The 15411-nt window shown below is 62.4% G+C and carries 15 protein-coding genes; 3 read left to right on the top strand and 12 right to left on the bottom strand.

Annotated elements, in window-relative coordinates:
- Window position 1: 1 nt before the first annotated feature.
- Window positions 2-1276, bottom strand: a complete 1275-nt coding sequence (locus FJ938_RS17525; protein ID WP_140695738.1) for an amidohydrolase family protein — start codon at window positions 1274-1276, stop codon at window positions 2-4.
- A gap of 27 nt (window positions 1277-1303) precedes the next feature.
- The gene (locus tag FJ938_RS17520) at window positions 1304-2188 is read right to left on the bottom strand and encodes a fumarylacetoacetate hydrolase family protein (RefSeq protein ID WP_140695735.1); all 885 of its coding nucleotides are present in this window, start codon (window positions 2186-2188) and stop codon (window positions 1304-1306) included.
- Window positions 2189-2333: 145 nt separating this feature from the next.
- Here FJ938_RS17520 and FJ938_RS17515 point away from each other — a divergent pair, with 145 nt between their 5' ends.
- Window positions 2334-3035, top strand: coding sequence for an FCD domain-containing protein (locus tag FJ938_RS17515; protein ID WP_140613061.1), 702 nt, complete (start codon window positions 2334-2336; stop codon window positions 3033-3035).
- Between the two features lie 70 nt (window positions 3036-3105).
- Here FJ938_RS17515 and FJ938_RS17510 read toward each other — a convergent pair whose 3' ends face one another.
- The 10 genes from FJ938_RS17510 to FJ938_RS17465 form a co-directional block, all read right to left on the bottom strand.
- Window positions 3106-4152: an extracellular solute-binding protein gene (locus FJ938_RS17510; protein ID WP_140695732.1), complete on the bottom strand. Its 1047-nt coding sequence runs from the start codon at window positions 4150-4152 to the stop codon at window positions 3106-3108.
- A 91-nt stretch (window positions 4153-4243) separates the two neighbouring features.
- Window positions 4244-5047 carry an ABC transporter permease gene (locus FJ938_RS17505; protein ID WP_140695729.1) on the bottom strand — a complete coding sequence of 268 codons (804 nt, stop codon included), beginning with the start codon at window positions 5045-5047 and terminating at the stop codon, window positions 4244-4246.
- Complete coding sequence (locus tag FJ938_RS17500) at window positions 5044-5913, bottom strand: ABC transporter permease (RefSeq protein WP_140695726.1); 870 nt, start codon at window positions 5911-5913, stop codon at window positions 5044-5046. Before FJ938_RS17500 ends, FJ938_RS17505 begins: the two co-directional genes overlap by 4 nt.
- Window position 5914: 1 nt before the next feature.
- A complete protein-coding gene (locus FJ938_RS17495) occupies window positions 5915-6913 on the bottom strand; it encodes an ABC transporter ATP-binding protein (RefSeq protein ID WP_140695723.1) in 999 nt (332 codons plus the stop codon).
- A 176-nt stretch (window positions 6914-7089) separates the two neighbouring features.
- Window positions 7090-8181, bottom strand: coding sequence for a sn-glycerol-3-phosphate ABC transporter ATP-binding protein UgpC (ugpC, locus tag FJ938_RS17490; RefSeq protein ID WP_140613066.1), 1092 nt, complete (start codon window positions 8179-8181; stop codon window positions 7090-7092).
- A gap of 4 nt (window positions 8182-8185) precedes the next feature.
- A complete protein-coding gene (locus tag FJ938_RS17485; protein ID WP_181165760.1) occupies window positions 8186-9115 on the bottom strand; it encodes an ROK family protein in 930 nt (309 codons plus the stop codon).
- Window positions 9115-10158 carry an SIS domain-containing protein gene (locus FJ938_RS17480; protein WP_140695720.1) on the bottom strand — a complete coding sequence of 348 codons (1044 nt, stop codon included), beginning with the start codon at window positions 10156-10158 and terminating at the stop codon, window positions 9115-9117. Before FJ938_RS17480 ends, FJ938_RS17485 begins: the two co-directional genes overlap by 1 nt.
- A 41-nt stretch (window positions 10159-10199) precedes the next feature.
- Entirely contained in the window at window positions 10200-11012 is an 813-nt protein-coding gene (locus tag FJ938_RS17475; RefSeq protein ID WP_140695835.1) for a carbohydrate ABC transporter permease, read from the bottom strand.
- Window positions 11013-11092: 80 nt separating this feature from the next.
- Window positions 11093-11980: a sugar ABC transporter permease gene (locus tag FJ938_RS17470; RefSeq protein ID WP_140695717.1), complete on the bottom strand. Its 888-nt coding sequence runs from the start codon at window positions 11978-11980 to the stop codon at window positions 11093-11095.
- A 98-nt stretch (window positions 11981-12078) separates the two neighbouring features.
- Complete coding sequence (locus FJ938_RS17465) at window positions 12079-13347, bottom strand: ABC transporter substrate-binding protein (RefSeq protein WP_140695714.1); 1269 nt, start codon at window positions 13345-13347, stop codon at window positions 12079-12081.
- A gap of 188 nt (window positions 13348-13535) precedes the next feature.
- On the opposite strand from FJ938_RS17465, the gene FJ938_RS17460 reads away from it, so the two are divergent.
- A complete protein-coding gene (locus tag FJ938_RS17460) occupies window positions 13536-14576 on the top strand; it encodes a Gfo/Idh/MocA family oxidoreductase (protein ID WP_140695711.1) in 1041 nt (346 codons plus the stop codon).
- Entirely contained in the window at window positions 14573-15364 is a 792-nt protein-coding gene (locus FJ938_RS17455; protein ID WP_140695708.1) for a GntR family transcriptional regulator, read from the top strand. Before FJ938_RS17460 ends, FJ938_RS17455 begins: the two co-directional genes overlap by 4 nt.
- Window positions 15365-15411 lie beyond the last annotated feature (47 nt).

Raw genomic sequence — 15411 nt, 5'->3', positions numbered from 1 at the left:
CTCAGGCTGCCTGCCGCTGCGCGGCGACGGAGGCGGACTGATCCTTGTAAAGCTCGCCATCCTTCATGATGACGACGAGGTTCTTCTCATGCACCATCATGTCGAGGTCCTTCAGCGGGTCGCCATTGACCAGCAGGAGATCGGCGATGAAGCCTTCCTTGACCATGCCAAGCTCATCGCCAAGGCCCATCACCTGGCCGCCGAGCCGTGTGCCGCACTGCAAGGCTTCGCTGGGCGAATAGCCGAGCAGGTCGACGAAATGCTTGAGGTCGCGCGCATTGGTGCCCTGCGGCGTCTGCGCGAAGCCGTAGTCGCCGCCGATCAGCGCGCGCACGCCGCGCTTGCGGAGTTCCGTGTAAACCTTGCGGCTGTCGTCCAGGATGCGCTGCATGCCGAACTTCACCGCCATCTCATGCGTGAAGCCGAAGGGCTCGCCCTCATAGAGCGTGCCGTAGATGATGCCGATGGCCGGGCCGACGAAGATGCGGTCCTTGGCCGATTCCAGCGCGTCCAGCGCCTCCTCGTCGGCGGATTCGCAGTGGTAGATGACGTCGACGCCACACTTCACCGCGCGCTTGACCGAGCCGGCTGCGCGGGCATGGCAGTTGATCTTCTTGCCGAAGTCACGCGCCACCTGCACCGCCGTCCGCACTTCGGCCTCGCTCATGACGGTGAGGCCACCATGCGCCGCCGGGCTCAGATCATCGCCGGAGATATTGATCTTGATGTTGTCGGCGCCTTCGCGGCAGCAGAGCCGCACCGCCTTGGTGATCTCCTCGACGCCATCGGCGATCATGCCGAAGCTCTCGTGGTACATATGCTGCTGGCGCTCGTCGCCGAGGCCGCCGGTGACCGTAATCTCCGGACTGCCGGCGCGCATGCGCGGACCCGGCAAGCGGCCGGCATTGATCTCATTGCGGATGACGATGTCGAGCCTGAGCTTCGAGGTTGCCGCACTATAGGCACTGGTGAAACCATGGTCGAGCAAGGTCTTGGCATTGCGCATGGTGAGCAGAAGATGCTCCTCGGGCGGGATCAGGCCGAGGTCGGAATCCTTGATCGCGCCGCCAAAGGAGATATGGGCATGGCCTTCGACGAGGCCAGGCATCAGCGTCATACCGCGGCATTCAACCGTCGTCGCACCGTCGCCGGACAATTGACCTGGCGTGTGCGCAATGGTGACGATGCGGCCATTGTCGACCAGCAGATCGGCCGGATAGGCGTCGGCGCCCGTGCCGTCCCAGATCATGGCATTTCTAAACATCACTCTTGTCATGACATCGTCCTTTCGGGTTTGGCGGGGTTATTGGTTGACGGCTTGCCGGGCGGCGACGTCGTCGGCCACGACATTGGAGAGGATGCCGACGCCTTCGAGTTCGACCTCGCAGACATCGCCATGCTTCATGAACAACTGCGGCTTGCGCGCCACGCCGACGCCCGATGGCGTGCCGGTGACGAGAATGTCGCCCGGCTCCAGCGTGATGGCTTCGCTGATGATCGAGATCAGCGAGACGACGTCGAAGATCATGTCGTCGGTCGAGGCGTTCTGGACGACCTCACCGTTGAGACGCGTCTGGATGCGCAGGCCCTTGCCGCCCGGCGGCAACTCGTCTGATGTCACGAAGATCGGACCGAAACAGCCGGTGCCGTCGAAATTCTTGCCGACGGTCCATTGCGGCGCCTTGGTCTGGAAGTCGCGGATAGAGGCATCGTTGAAGATGGAATAGCCGGCGACGTGGCTCAACGCCTGGGATGGCGCGATGTGGCGGCCGGCCTTGCCGATGACGGCCACCATCTCGCCCTCATAGTCGAGCTGGATCGACGCTTCCGGACGGCGGATGGCAGCACCATGCCCGATCAGGCTCGTCGAGAAGCGGGCGAACAAGGTGGGATAGGTCGGCGGCACGAAGCCGCTCTCGATCGAATGATCGACATAGTTCAGGCCGACACAGATGATCTTGCCGGGCCTTGAGATCGGCGGCAGCCATTCTACCGATTCCGGATCGATCCGGCGCCCGCAGGCCAGCCGCCCGCCAGCGGCATGCAACGCCTGCACGCCATCAGCGATCAATTCGTCAAGCCATCCTGGAAACATCGCGTCGCTTGCGTCGATACCGCGGAACTCGCCTGCCGGCAAGGCGATCGCCAGCCCAGGTCCCCGCGGCGATTTATAGGCTGCAAATCGCACTGGTCTTTTCCTCGCTTCTGAAGGCTGGACTTTGTTGAGAAATTATATATCTGTCAACATAGAATATATTATTTTGCATTCTGACTTCTGCCAGAGATAATGTATCAAGGCTCCTCGATGGACGGATTCGCCCGCAGGCAAACGGATGGCTAGGGAAGGCTCGATCAATCTCACCCAGGGCGCGTATGAAGATTTGCGCGCCGATCTCTTGTCGTGCCGGATCGAACCGGGCAGCCGGCTCAAGGTCCAGGAGCTCTGCGACAGGCTGTCCGTCAGCCTTGGCGCTATACGCGAGGCGCTGTCGCGGCTGACCTCCGAGGGCCTCGTCGTGGCCGAACCGCAGCGTGGCTTTCGTGCCGCTCCGATCTCGGCCGAGGACCTGCTCGATCTTACCAAGACGCGCATCCAGATCGAGACTTTGTGCATCCGCCGCGCCATCGAGGTTGGCGACGTCGTCTGGGAATCGCAACTGGTGGCCGCTCTCCACAGGCTGTCGCGCACCCCCGAGCACACGCCCGACGATCCCGTGCATTCGAGCGACGAATGGGCGACCGCGCACGCAGCCTTCCACAAGGCGCTTGTCGCCGGCTGCGATAGCCATTGGCTGCTGCGCCTGCGCGACCAGCTTTACGACCAGAGCGAGCGCTACCGCCGCCGTTCGGTCTCGCTGGCGCCAAGAGCCCGCAACATCGGCAAGGAACATCAGGACCTCGCCGCTGCCGTGCTCGACCGCGATGCAGAAAAGGCAGCCGAACTGCTGGCGGCGCATCTGGCTGTCACCACCGACATCCTGCTTGCGGCGGAGACCTCCGACCTTCCGGCGCGCAAGACGACGGTGCGGGCGTAGCGTTTCATCCAACTTTCTCCGGAAGTACAAAACGCCGTCCGTGCAACTGGACGGCGTTTTGCATCGCCGCCTACTGTCGCAGATTGGTCCAGATGCGATCATAGGCGCGGATCGCCTTCTCGCCGCATGACGGCGCGAAGGTGATCTTGAGATCGGCCGGCGGATTGAATTCGGGCGAGCCGCCGACATCCGGCGCCAGGAGCTTGTTCGATCCGGCGATCGCGCTCTGGTAGCCCGTATATTTCTGCTGCAGCGCGATGTTTTGCGGATCCATCAGGAAATTGAGGAACTTCTTGGCGTTCTCGACATTGGGCGCGCTGGTCGGCACGGCGACATTATCCATCCAGCCGACAACGCCTTCCTTGGGATAGACGTATTTGACCGTCGATTTCTGCTGTCGCGTCGCCAGCGCCTTGCCCGACCATTGCTCGTGCATGACCGTCTCGCCGGCAACCTGGCGCTCGACGATACCATCGGAATTGTAGACCTTCACAAAGGGCTTCTGCGCCTCGAGCAAGGCGTCAAGTTCCTTGAGGTCGGCTGGATTGCTGTTGCACTGGTCCTTGCCGAGATAGACCAGCGCCAGCGACATCACTTCGGTCGGCGAGCCGAACATGCCGACCTTGCCCTTGAGTTCCGCCGGCGGATCGAACAGCGGTTTCAGGCTGTCGGTCGGGCCTTTGTAGACTGATGTGTCGACCGAATAGGAGGTGGTACCCCACACCCATGGCACGGTGTATTTAGCATCGGGATCCCAGGGACGGTGCTGCCATTTCGGATCGACGTTTTTAAAATTCGGCATCGCGCCCGCATCGACTTCTTGGAACAGCTTCTGCTTGACGAAGATCGGCACGAAGTCGTTGCTGATGATCATCACGTCATAGCCGGCAGCACCCGAACTCAGCTTGGCGAGTGCGGTCTCGTTGGAATCGTAGGTGTCGATGGTGACCTTGATCCCGGTCTCTGCCTCGAACTTCTTGATCATTTCGTCCGAGGTATAGTCGGTCCAGTTGTAGATATGCAGTTCACCGGCATCGGCGAGTGCGGTGGTGGTGATCGCCCCCAGCATGGCGGCGGCCAAGGCTGTTTTCGAAAGTCCTTCCTTCCATTTGGTCACGGTCGTTCTCCTCTGACTGGTTTCTTTGTTGTGACTTCTTGTTTGACCATGATCTCCTCCGAAAACCGGTTCCCACTTTTCAGGATCATGGTCAGGCAAATCGGTTGCGCCGTCCGACGAGCAGGGCCGCCGCGACGAAGATGATGGAAACGGTAAGAAGGATGGTGGAGATGGCGTTCACCTCGGGCGTCACGCCAAGCCGCATCATGCCGTAGATGTAGACCGGCAGAGTGGTCGAGCCGGCGCTCGACACCATCATCGAGATCAGGAAATCATCGAGCGAGACGACGAAGGCCATGATGGCGCCTGCCAGAATCGCCGGGGTCAGCAAGGGCAGCGTGATCCGGCGAAACAGCCGCCACTCGTCGGCATAGAGGTCGCGTCCCGCCTCCTCCAGCGTGCCGCCCATGTCGCGCAGCCGCGCCTGGATCGGCAGCAACGCGAACGGGATGCAAAAGACGGTATGGGCGATCATCAGGTTGATCAGCCCGTGATGCATGCCGAGCCCGGAAAAGAAGATCAATGTGGTGATCGCCACCACGATCTCCGGCACCACCAGCGGCATGGCGATCAGGGCGGTTGCCGCGCCGCGCCCGAAACGCAGCCGGCCGCGTTCGAGCGCCAGAGCACCGGCCGTGGCGATGGCCGTCGAGGCGATGGTGGCAACGATAGCGATGATGAGGCTGTTAAAGGCGGCATCGCGGATCGCGCCATTGTTGGCGACCGCGATGAACCATTTGAAACTGAAGCCGGACCACACGGTGACCAGCCGGCTCGAATTGAAGGCGTAGATCACCAGGATCAGCAGCGGCGCGTAGAAGAACACGAATATCAGAGCAGTGTAGACCGACAGGCCCGGCGTGTGCCGCCAGTCGAACGGTTTTGCGCCATTCATCGCCGTTGCTCCCCAGCTTTGCGCGAGCGGATGACAAAGACGGTCAGCACGACGACAGTAACCACGGTTGAAAGCGCTGCACCAAAAGGCCAGTTGCGCGACGAGGTGAACTGCATCTGGATCAGACTGCCGATCAGCAGCTTCTTGCCGCCGCCGAGCAGGTCCGGCGCCAGGAACGAGCCAAGCGCCGGCGCGAAGACAAGGGTAGCCCCGGCCAGCGCGCCGGGTCTCGCCAGCGGCCAAACGATGCGGCGGAAGACGGCGGTGCGGCTGGCGTAGAGATCGTAAGCGGCCTCGATCAGCCTGGAGTCGAGGCGCTCCAGCGTCGAATAGATCGGCAGCACCATGAAAGGCAGGAAGGTGTAGACGAGACCGAGCAGGATCGACCCGTCATTGTAGAGCAGCGGCAACGGATCGGAGATGATCCCGGCATGACGCAGCGCGCCATTGGCCAGGCCCTCGTCGCGCAGGATCAGGATCCAGCAATAGGTGCGGATCAGCGTGTTGATCCAGAACGGCAGCGTGACGGCGAACAGAAGCACCCGACGCCGCTCTGGCGTCTGGCAGACGATATACCATGCGACCGGCAGGCCGAGCACGAGGCAGATCAAGGTGGTGGCGACAGCGAGATAGACCGAGCGCAGGATGATCAGCGCATAGCTCGGCGAGAACACCAGGCTGTCGTCGAAATCGCGCTGGTAGAGGAATTGCAGATAGGCGTCAAAAGTTGGCGGCTGGGTTACGCCGCCATAGGGGTTGGCGGTCATGAAGGAATAACCGACCGCCAGGAACAGCGGCAGGACCATGAAGATGCCGATGACCAGCATGGCCGGCGCAATCAAAAGATAGGTGCGGTTCGGACCCATCTCAGTTCGCCAGTTCGCGTTCGACATGGCGCGCCCAGTCGACGACGACGCTGTCGCCTGTCGACAGCGTCGCACCGCCGCGCGTGCGCGAATGCAGTTTTGCTCCCTCCTCCAGCACAATCTCGTAGAGCGTGTCGGAGCCAAGGAAGGTGATGGCCGAGACCGCGCCCCTGGCATGTCCCCGGACGCCATCCAAGGCCGGCGAGACGACGATGTGTTCAGGCCGCACGACAATCGTCTTTGCCGGATCGCGGCCAAGGGCGGCACCCGGCAAAAGGTTGGACTCGCCGATGAAGTCGGCGACGAAGCGGTCCTGCGGATTGTCGTAGATATCCTTGGGCGTACCGATCTGCAGCACGTCGCCGCCGCACATCACGGCGATGCGGTCGGACATGGCCAGCGCCTCCTCCTGGTCGTGGGTGACCAGCACGAAGGTGATGCCGGTTTCGCGCTGCAGCCGCTTCAATTCGCTCTGCATGCCCTTGCGCAGCTTGAGATCGAGCGCCGAAAGCGGCTCGTCGAGCAGAAGCACGCTGGGCTTCGGCGCCAGCGCGCGCGCCACCGCGACGCGCTGCTGCTGGCCACCCGACAATTGCGCCGGGCGCCGCGCGGCGAAGCCTTGCAGCCGCACCATTTCAAGCGCTTCTCTGACGCGGTCATCGATCAGCGATTTCGGCGCGTTCTGCATTTCCAGCCCGAACGCGACATTCTCGGCCACGCTCATATGCGGGAACAGCGCGTAGCTCTGGAACACCGTGTTGACCGGTCGCTTCTGCGGCGGCAGCGCGGCGACGTCGCTGCCAGCGATGCGGATGGCGCCTGAACTCGGCGCTTCGAAGCCGGCGATCAGGCGCAACAAGGTTGTCTTGCCGCAGCCCGACGGGCCGAGCAGCGTGAAGAACTCGTTGTCGTAGATCTCCAGGCTGACTTCATTCAGCGCGCGGACCGGATCGGCGTCCCTGGTCACGAAGGATTTTGACACGCTCTGGATGTCGATCATGACCGGCACATTCCTGGGACTGCATGGAGATGGCCCTCTCGTCGAAGGTCATCACGGTCGTCTGGCGCCGCATCTAAAAATTCGCTCCAAAATTATATTTGTCAACGGATAATATATTGTTTTTGGGTTTTGACACGTGAAAGTGTGGCGGAGCCGTTGTCGTCTGTGCGGAGCCTTCAGAGCACCTTGCCACTTTCGGGATCGAGAAGGTGCATGTGGCCCATGCCGAGCGACAGCGTCGCCATCTCGCCCGGTTTCGGCGTCGCCGCCGGGTCGATGCGCGCCGTCGCCTCGGCGCCGGCGATCAGAACATGCAGCAGCGTCTCCATACCCATCGGCTCGACGACATCGACCGGCACCTTGATGCCGACGGTGTCAGGCCGCTCGCGATGCTCGGTGATGTGCTCGGGCCTCAGGCCGAATTCGAGCTCGCGCCCGACATGGCCAGCATAGCGCGCGGTGCGGGAAGCCGGCACGGCGAGCGCGGTGTCGTCGCCCAGCACCACCGCCAGCCCGTCGCCGCGCGCCTCCAGCCGGCATTTGAAGAAGTTCATGCCGGGGCTGCCGATGAAGCCGGCGACAAAGCGGCTGGCCGGCTCGTGGTAGAGCTCATTGGGCGGCCCGATCTGTTCAATGCGGCCCTTGTTCATCACCACGACACGGTCGGCCAGCGTCATCGCCTCGACCTGGTCGTGCGTGACATAGACGGTGGTGGTGGCGACCATCTGGTGCAGCTTCTTGATCTCGGCGCGCATCTTGACCCGGAGCTTGGCATCGAGATTGGAGAGCGGCTCGTCGAACAGGAAAACTTTCGGCTGCCGCACCATGGCGCGGCCCATGGCGACACGCTGGCGCTGACCTCCGGATAATTGGTGCGGTTTGCGCTGCAGGAGTTCGCTGAGGTCGAGGATGTCGGCGACGCGGGCGATGCGCTGTGTCACCTCCGCTTCCGGCACCTTGCGGATGCGCAGGCCGAAAGCCATGTTCTGCGCCACCGTCATCTGAGGATAGAGCGCATAGCTCTGGAACACCATCGCGATATCGCGATCCCTGGCCTGGACGTTGTTGACCAGCTTGCCGCCAATATGGATCTCGCCGCCGCTTGGCCTCTCCAGTCCAGCCACCATGCGTAATGTCGTCGACTTGCCGCATCCGGACGGTCCGACGAGAACGACGAATTCGCCCTTGTCGATGTCGAGATCGATATCGTGCACGACCTTCAGATTCTGGAAGCTCTTGGAAATCTTGCGTAGTTCGACGTCGGACATGGCGCTATTCCTTTGCCGTGGGCGCGAACATGTCGAGCGCCAGTGCCGCGGTTCCGATCACGCCGGCATCATTGCCGTGCTCGGCAGCCACGATCACCGGCGGGCGTCCGGGCTTGAGCAGCACGAAATCCCTGACGTTCAGTGCGATGCGGTCGGTGAAGAAGGGACCGGCCAGCGACAGGCCGCCGCCGATGATCGCCGCCTCGATGTTGAGCATGTTCGACATGATGCCGATCATCTGGCCGAGCCAGCGTGCCACCTCGTCGACCACCTGCAGCGCGACCGCATCGCCATCCTTGGCGAGGTCGACGACGGTCTTGGCGTTCCTTGCGTCGGTGTCCGGCTCCAGTTGGCGGTAGCGGTTGACCAGGGCGCGGGCGCTGGCTAGATTCTCGACCATGCCCGGCACCGGATCGGCGATATCGGTGCGGGCCGGGTCGAGCGAGATGCAGCCGAACTGCGGCGGCAGCCCATCCGGGCCGTCGATGACCTTGCGCTCGATGACCATGGCGCCACCGATTCCGGTGCCGAGCGTGAGAAACGCAAAGCGTGAGAACGGACGTCCGGCGCCGTGGCGCATTTCGCCATGGGTGGCGCTGACGGCATCGTTGCGGACGACGGCTGGCACGCCGAAGCGAATGGCGAACAGTTTCGACAGCGACCCCTTGAGCAGCGCCGGGATCGCGGGACAGCGCCCGTTGAGCATGCCGGTCTCGGGATTTGGCGTGCCTGGAACGCCGATGCCGATCGCGGCGATGCCGGGATGCGCCTTGCTCAGCTTTTCGGTCGCCTCGGTAACCAGATGAACGAAATCGGCGAATTCGATGTCGCGATGCACAGGGACTGTGTCGCGCGCCAGGACCTTGCCCGAACCGTCGACCACGCCGAGCTTGACCAGACTGCCGCCGATATCGATTCCGATCGCGGTTACCATCAGGCCTCCTTGCGGATGCGCACGTTGAGCCGCTTTCCCAGGTTGGGGTAGATCATCTTGTCCGGATCGATACCGCGCGCGATCGCCAGCTCGCAGCCATACCATTGCAGCGGGATGGGCGCCCAGCAGCCGGCGAGCCATTGCTGTTCCGGCGCGAGCGGCCAACTGACATCCAGGTCGAAGCGGGTCGGATGGCCGGAAAGGTTGAGAACGACAGCGCGCGGCCCGAGTTCGGCCAGGGCTTCGCCCAGATTGGCGGCGACCTTCGCCTCGATCTCGGTCTGCGCGATGGCGATCACCAGGCTCTTGTCGGTTGTGCCGTAGACATGCCCGTGCAAAGCCTCCTCGGTGTCGAAGGCCGCGGTCGGTACGCCACTGATCTCGGCGATCTTGAGCGATGCCTCGAGCGCGGTGCCGAGATGTGTCGCCTGTCCGGCGACCAGGATGTAGTCGGGTACACCAAACCGGGCGACCAGATCCTTAGCTGCCGCAAGACCGGTTTCGGCCGTCTGCTCCAGTTGCGCGAGCAGCTCCGACAGATCGACCGTCTTGTTGGCAAGCTTTGCGGCGACCGCCAGCACCGAAATGACGGTTGCGGTGTAACCCATGGTCTTGGGCCCGACCGTTTCCGGACCGATCGGCATGACGATGACCTCGGCACCCGCCCGGGTGATGAGGCTGTCGGCCTCGCCGGTGATGACGAGCGTCGGGAAGCCGCGCTCCACCGACAGGCGCACCGCCTCGATCGTGGTGATGCTCATGCCGGATTGTGAGGCGGCCAGAACCAGCGTGCGCTGGTCCGATGCCTTTGGCGGCAGACGCAAGAAAGCCTCCGGCTCCTTGGCGATTATCGAAGCGCCTGTGCCCTCCTCCAGCGCCTCGGCGCCGGCCAGCAGTGCATTCATGGAGGAGCCAGTGCCGAGTAGCACAATCCGCGCCGGCCTCTGGCGCAGGCTGTCGAAGCTGGCGAGATCCGCACCGATCGCGGCGGGTAGATCGGTTAGGGTTGAAGGCTGCCGTCGGATGTAATTGCCTATCTGCATCTTGGTGTTCCATCAGTTCGAAATTGCTGGTGCGTGGGAAATTATTTGCTGTAGCCCTTGCTGAGGCCGCTGATGAATTGCCGCGAGAACAGAGTGAACAGCAGAACCAGCGGCACCGCACCCAGCGTGAGTGCGGCGAGCAGTGCTGGATAGTCGTTCATGAACTGGCCAACGAACTGCTGCACGCCGAGCGTCACCGTCTGGTTCTGCCGGCTTGGCGCCAGGATCAATGGGAACCAGAGGTCGTTCCAGACCGGCAGCATGGTCAGCGCGGCAACAGCCGCGAGGCCCGGCCTGACAAGGGGCACCACGATCCAGAAGGTGCGCAGCTCACTCGCGCCATCCATGCGAGCCGCTTCCTTGAGATCGGTGGGCACGGTGCGGAAATAGGTGACCATCAGCGTCACCGCGATCGGGATGCTCATGGCGGTGTAGACGAGGATGAGCGCGGCGAGCGTGTCCATCAGCTTCCAGGCGAGCATCATCTGGATCAGCGGGATGGTGCCGAGCCGGATCGGCAGCATGATGCCGAGCACGAATAGGCCGCCGAGCAGCGACGCCAGCCGAATGCGGTATTCGACCAGGGCAAAGGCAGCGAGCGTCGACAGCACCACCGTCAGCACGATCGTCGTCACCGTGACGATCAGGCTATTGCGGTAATTGACGATGAAATTGCCCCGCGTAAGGACCCGCTTATAGCCTTCGAGGCTGAAGCTCTTGGCCGTCGGCAGGTCGAACGGCCCGCCGAAGATCGCCGGCGTCGTCTTCAGCGAGTTGACGATGACGATCAGTACCGGCCCGATAGCAAGCAGCACGAAAACGATCAGCAGCGCATGCACGATCACGTGCTCCATCGTCCACGGTTCGCGGTGCTGGCGGCGGGCGGCCGGTATTGTGAGATCGGATATACTGCCAGGGGTGCTCATCCCAGCTCCTAGACCGAATAGGATTTCAGGCGACGCTGGATCAGCCGGAAATAGGCCGCGGTCACCAACAACACCGTGAAGAAAATGACCGTCGCGACCGCGGCACCCAGATCAAGATCGGCAAGCTGTCCGCTCGAACCGAAGAAGGTCCGGTAGAAATAGGTACCGAGAATATCGGTGCTGTAGTTCGGGCCGGGCGCCGAACCGTTAAGCGCGAACACCAGGTCGAAACCATTGAACGTCCAGATGTATGTGAGGATGGCGATCAAGCCGAATTGTGGTGCGATCAGCGGAAACTTGATCTTCCAGAAGGTCGTCCAGCCGCCGGCGCCATCGATGTTGGCGGCCTCGACGAGTTCGTTGGGCACCGCCAGCAGGGCGCTGTAAAGGAAGACCATGGGAATGCCGAAATATTGCCAGACCGACATCAACGAGATGGTGGTGAGCGCGGTCGATTCCGTTCCCAGCAACGGAAAGCCGACCAGACCCCATAGCGGGTTGATGATCAGACGCCAGACGAAGCCGACGATGACCACCGACAGTGTCGCCGGGATGAACAGCAGCGTGCGGTAGATGCCTTCCGAGCGCGCCAGCTTGCCCGATGTGAGCAACGCAGCCAGCAGCAGCCCCATCGGCACTTCGACAATCAAATGGATGGCGAAATACTGCATGTTGTTGAGCAACGCATTCCAGAAACGGGCACTGATGGTCGGGTGTGTGAACAGGCGTTCGTAATTGGCGAGGCCGACAAAAACGTCACCCGAGACGCCGCTGGTCTGGAAGAAGCTCATGACGATCGACGTCGCCAGCGGCAGCACTGCAAAGACCAGATAGACGGCCAGAGCCGGCAGTACGAACAGCAGCAGGTTTCGGTGGGCGGCAGCAGGAGATATCAACTGGGAACCTCATGTTCACGCCGGCGTGGATGGCTTCGGCGTGCCGGAGCTTGCGCATGCCCCGCCACCTGGCAAGGCATGCGCGAAGCATTGCCGGATTACTTCTTCTGCGGCCCGTACCAAGAGGCAAGACCCGCCTGGAGTTCGGTCGCAACCTGCTGCGGCGTGACGTCGGACTTGGTGAACATCACCTGCAGGAGACGCCAGGTCTCGTCGTCGAGCGGCGGCGTACCGGCACTCAGGCGGTCCAGAGCCAAGCGCGGGGTCAGTTGAGCACCCTTCTTGAGATCGGCGAAATCCTGCGCCAGCTTGTTCTTGTAGGTGACCGGTTTGCTGCTCATGGCAAAGAAGCCCGGGGCCGCGTTGACGTACAGTTCCTGGAACTCCGGTCCGGCGACCCAGTCGAGGAAGGTTTTTGCTGCATCCTTGTGCGTGCTCTTGGCGTTGATGCCGATGCCCATGTCGGGCATTTCCTGCAGATAGCGCTGGTCGCCAGTCTTGGGCACCGGCGGCCCGAACACGCCAATGTTGAGGCCGGTCGAGGTTGCCTGGTTGATGTCCCATGAGCCGTCGGGAAGGATCGCCGCCTTGCCGAGCGTGAACAACTGCGTCATGTCGGCATAGTTCAGGCTCTCCTGGCCGGCGGGCAGGAACGGCTTCCAGGCCTCGAAAGCGGCGATGGCATCGACGAACTCAGGATCCGTCAGCTTCTTCTTGCCATCGATCAGGCCAAGCCGTCCCTCCTCGCCTTTCCAGTAGGCCGGGCCGATGCTGTAGAGCCCATTATAGGCCAGTTGCCAGGACTCCGCCGAACCGTAGGCCAACGGCGTGTAGCGGCCGTCCTTCTTGATCGCCTGCAGCACATCGATGAACTCGGCACTGGTGGTCGGCACCTTGAGGCCGAGTTCCTTGAAGATGTCGGCGTTGTAGTAGAAACCGGCGAGCACCGCGGCGACCGGCAAGCAATAGGTTTTGTCGTCGGCGCCGGTCCAGGCCGCCCTGGAGGTCTTGTCGAAATTTGCCAGACCCGGAAGCCCTTCCAGCGGCTCGAAATAGCCGCGCTTGATCCATTCGCGATTCACGTCGAAGGGGCGGCAGGTGATCAGGTCGCCGCCGGCGCCGCCTTCGATCTGCGACTGGATGGCGGCATTGTATTCGTTGGTGTTGATGGGCGCGAACTCGACCTTGATGTCGGGATGCTTGGCCTCGAAGGCGGGCAGGATGGTGTCCTGCCAGACCGCGATGTCCTCGGTGCGCCAGCTGTTCAAGGTGATGGTGACAGGGTCGGCATAGGCCATACCGACGCCGCCGGAAAACATTACGCCAAACGTCGTTGCCAGCGGGATTGCTGTCCGTATCGAACGCATTTTGGGGCTCCTCCCTCAACACGGTGCTTCGTGTGGATTCACGATTTTGCACTGTTGCCTCGGACCATACCTACTGATACATCTTGTGACAAGTGGTATTGTGTTGTCTTTTTGCAGCGCCCACCTCGTTCGGGTCGAACACAGCCGGATCGCCGCGCTACTGGAATGGAATTTCTGAGGAGGAATTGATGATTGGAGTTGGAATTCTAGGCTCGGGCTTCATTGCCGAGACTTATGCGGACTCCCTGCTCGACGCGCGCAACGCCGAACTCGTGGCGTGCTCTTCGCGCGGCTTCGAGCGTGCCGCCGCCTTCGCCACGAAATGGGGCCCCAAGGTCACCGCCCACAAAGACATGGAGGCGCTTTGCATCGATCCTGCAGTCGACCTTGTGGTCATCGCGCTGCCCAACGAGATCCATCTCGAAGCCGTCAGGATCGCCGCGCGCCACGCCAAAGCCGTCATCTGCACCAAGCCGCTGGCGCGCACGGGAAGGGAAGCCCAGGAAATTCTTGAGATCGTCCGGCGTGCCGGCGTCTGGCACGGCTATGCCGAAAGCGCCGTTTTCTCGCCCAACATCGAAAAGGCATATCAAATGGTGAAGGCAGGCGGCATCGGCGACCTGCTGACCATGAGGGCCCGCGAGGCGCATTCGGGGCCGCATGCGCCGCACTTCTGGAACGCTGAGCTCGCTGGCGGCGGTGCACTGCTCGACATGGGCTGTCACACCGTCGAAAGCGCCCGCCATTTCTTCGGCAAGGATAATCTCGTGACCGAGGTGATGGCTTGGGGCGCCACCATGGTCCATGGTGACAAGACCACGGGAGAAGATACGGCGATCGCGCTGTTGAAATTCGCAGGCGGCCAGCTCGCCACCATCGAATCGTCCTGGATCGAGAAAGGCGGCATGCAGCTGCGCCACGAATTGGTTGGCTCCGCCGGCCGTATCGTCACGGACACGTCCGTCGGTCCGGTTTGGGGCTTCATCGAGAAACCGGTGGGTTACCTCGTGGAGAAAGCGGACGCCGAGACCGGTTGGGTGTATCCCGTTCCGGAGGAAACAAGGGCGTACGGCTTTTCGCAGCAGATGCGGCACTTCTGCGACCATTTCGCGACAGGCACGGCGCCGTCAGAGACCTTCGAGGACGGTGTCGTCGTCAACCAGATAATTGACGCCTGCTATCGGTCGATGCGAACGGGCGTGTGGGAAAGGGTAAAGGCGGATGGATGACTGAGATGGAGGGCGCTCCGCTGCAGTCGGATGGGCCAGAGCCGCTGTGGCGGCTGGCGGCCGACGCGATCCTGCATGAGATTGCTACCGGCAAGCTTGCTTCAGGCGCGCGCCTGCCGCCCGAGCGCGATCTGTTCACGCGCATGTCGATCAGCCGGGTCACCCTGCGCCGGGCGCTGCAGAGCCTCGTCGAGGAGGGTGTGCTTACTCCTTCGCATGGGCGTGGCTGGTATGTATCAGCCAAGGTGCCGAAGGAATTTCCCAACACGCTTGAATCCTTCAGCGAGACCGCAAGACGTCTTGGCCTGACGCCCTCCTCCGATGTGTTGCGCGCCGAGGAAGCGCCAGCCTCGCTGGACGAGGCCGAGGAGCTCTCGATCGCGCCCGGCGCGACCTTGTTCCATCTGGAAAGAATCCGACGCCTGGACCAGGTTCCAGTCGCCGTCGATACCTCGTTCTTCGCCGTCGCCCTCTTTCCCGATCTTGGCCGTATCGACTTTCGGAATGCGTCGCTGTTCGGCCTGCTGATCGATGCCGGCGTCGACCTGGCGCGCGCCGAAACCACGATCGAAGCGCGCGGCGCCGATCCTGCACTCGCGCGCCATCTCGACCTTGACGTCGGCAAATCCACCCTTGTGATGCGCCAACTCATCGTCGATTCGGCCGGTCGGCCGCTCCTGTCCTCGACAATCCGCTACGCTGGCGACCGCTACCGCCTTCGGACGTCATTCTCCCGCGCGGGCAAGGCCGCCGTCCCCCGTGTCCCGCTGCCACGGTTCACGGCTTGAATTCATCAAGCCTTGTCGGGGATCCTGATTCCAACTCCGACACAACC

Source organism: Mesorhizobium sp. B2-4-14, assembly GCF_006442155.1.
GTDB lineage: Bacteria > Pseudomonadota > Alphaproteobacteria > Rhizobiales > Rhizobiaceae > Mesorhizobium.
The sequence above is the reverse complement of the archived record's forward strand: the minus strand, read 5'-3'. Positions and strand labels throughout refer to the sequence as shown.

Coding starts and splice junctions, on each gene's coding strand:
- FJ938_RS17525 (WP_140695738.1), bottom strand. CDS start 1,276: ATGACAAGAGTGATGTTTAGAAATGCCATGATCTGGGACGGCACGGGC.
- FJ938_RS17515 (WP_140613061.1), top strand. CDS start 2,334: ATGGCTAGGGAAGGCTCGATCAATCTCACCCAGGGCGCGTATGAAGAT.
- FJ938_RS17505 (WP_140695729.1), bottom strand. CDS start 5,047: ATGAATGGCGCAAAACCGTTCGACTGGCGGCACACGCCGGGCCTGTCG.
- FJ938_RS17500 (WP_140695726.1), bottom strand. CDS start 5,913: ATGGGTCCGAACCGCACCTATCTTTTGATTGCGCCGGCCATGCTGGTC.
- FJ938_RS17495 (WP_140695723.1), bottom strand. CDS start 6,913: ATGATCGACATCCAGAGCGTGTCAAAATCCTTCGTGACCAGGGACGCC.
- ugpC (WP_140613066.1), bottom strand. CDS start 8,181: ATGTCCGACGTCGAACTACGCAAGATTTCCAAGAGCTTCCAGAATCTG.
- FJ938_RS17485 (WP_181165760.1), bottom strand. CDS start 9,115: ATGGTAACCGCGATCGGAATCGATATCGGCGGCAGTCTGGTCAAGCTC.
- FJ938_RS17480 (WP_140695720.1), bottom strand. CDS start 10,158: ATGCAGATAGGCAATTACATCCGACGGCAGCCTTCAACCCTAACCGAT.
- FJ938_RS17475 (WP_140695835.1), bottom strand. CDS start 11,012: ATGGAGCACGTGATCGTGCATGCGCTGCTGATCGTTTTCGTGCTGCTT.
- FJ938_RS17465 (WP_140695714.1), bottom strand. CDS start 13,347: ATGCGTTCGATACGGACAGCAATCCCGCTGGCAACGACGTTTGGCGTA.
- FJ938_RS17460 (WP_140695711.1), top strand. CDS start 13,536: ATGATTGGAGTTGGAATTCTAGGCTCGGGCTTCATTGCCGAGACTTAT.
- FJ938_RS17455 (WP_140695708.1), top strand. CDS start 14,573: ATGACTGAGATGGAGGGCGCTCCGCTGCAGTCGGATGGGCCAGAGCCG.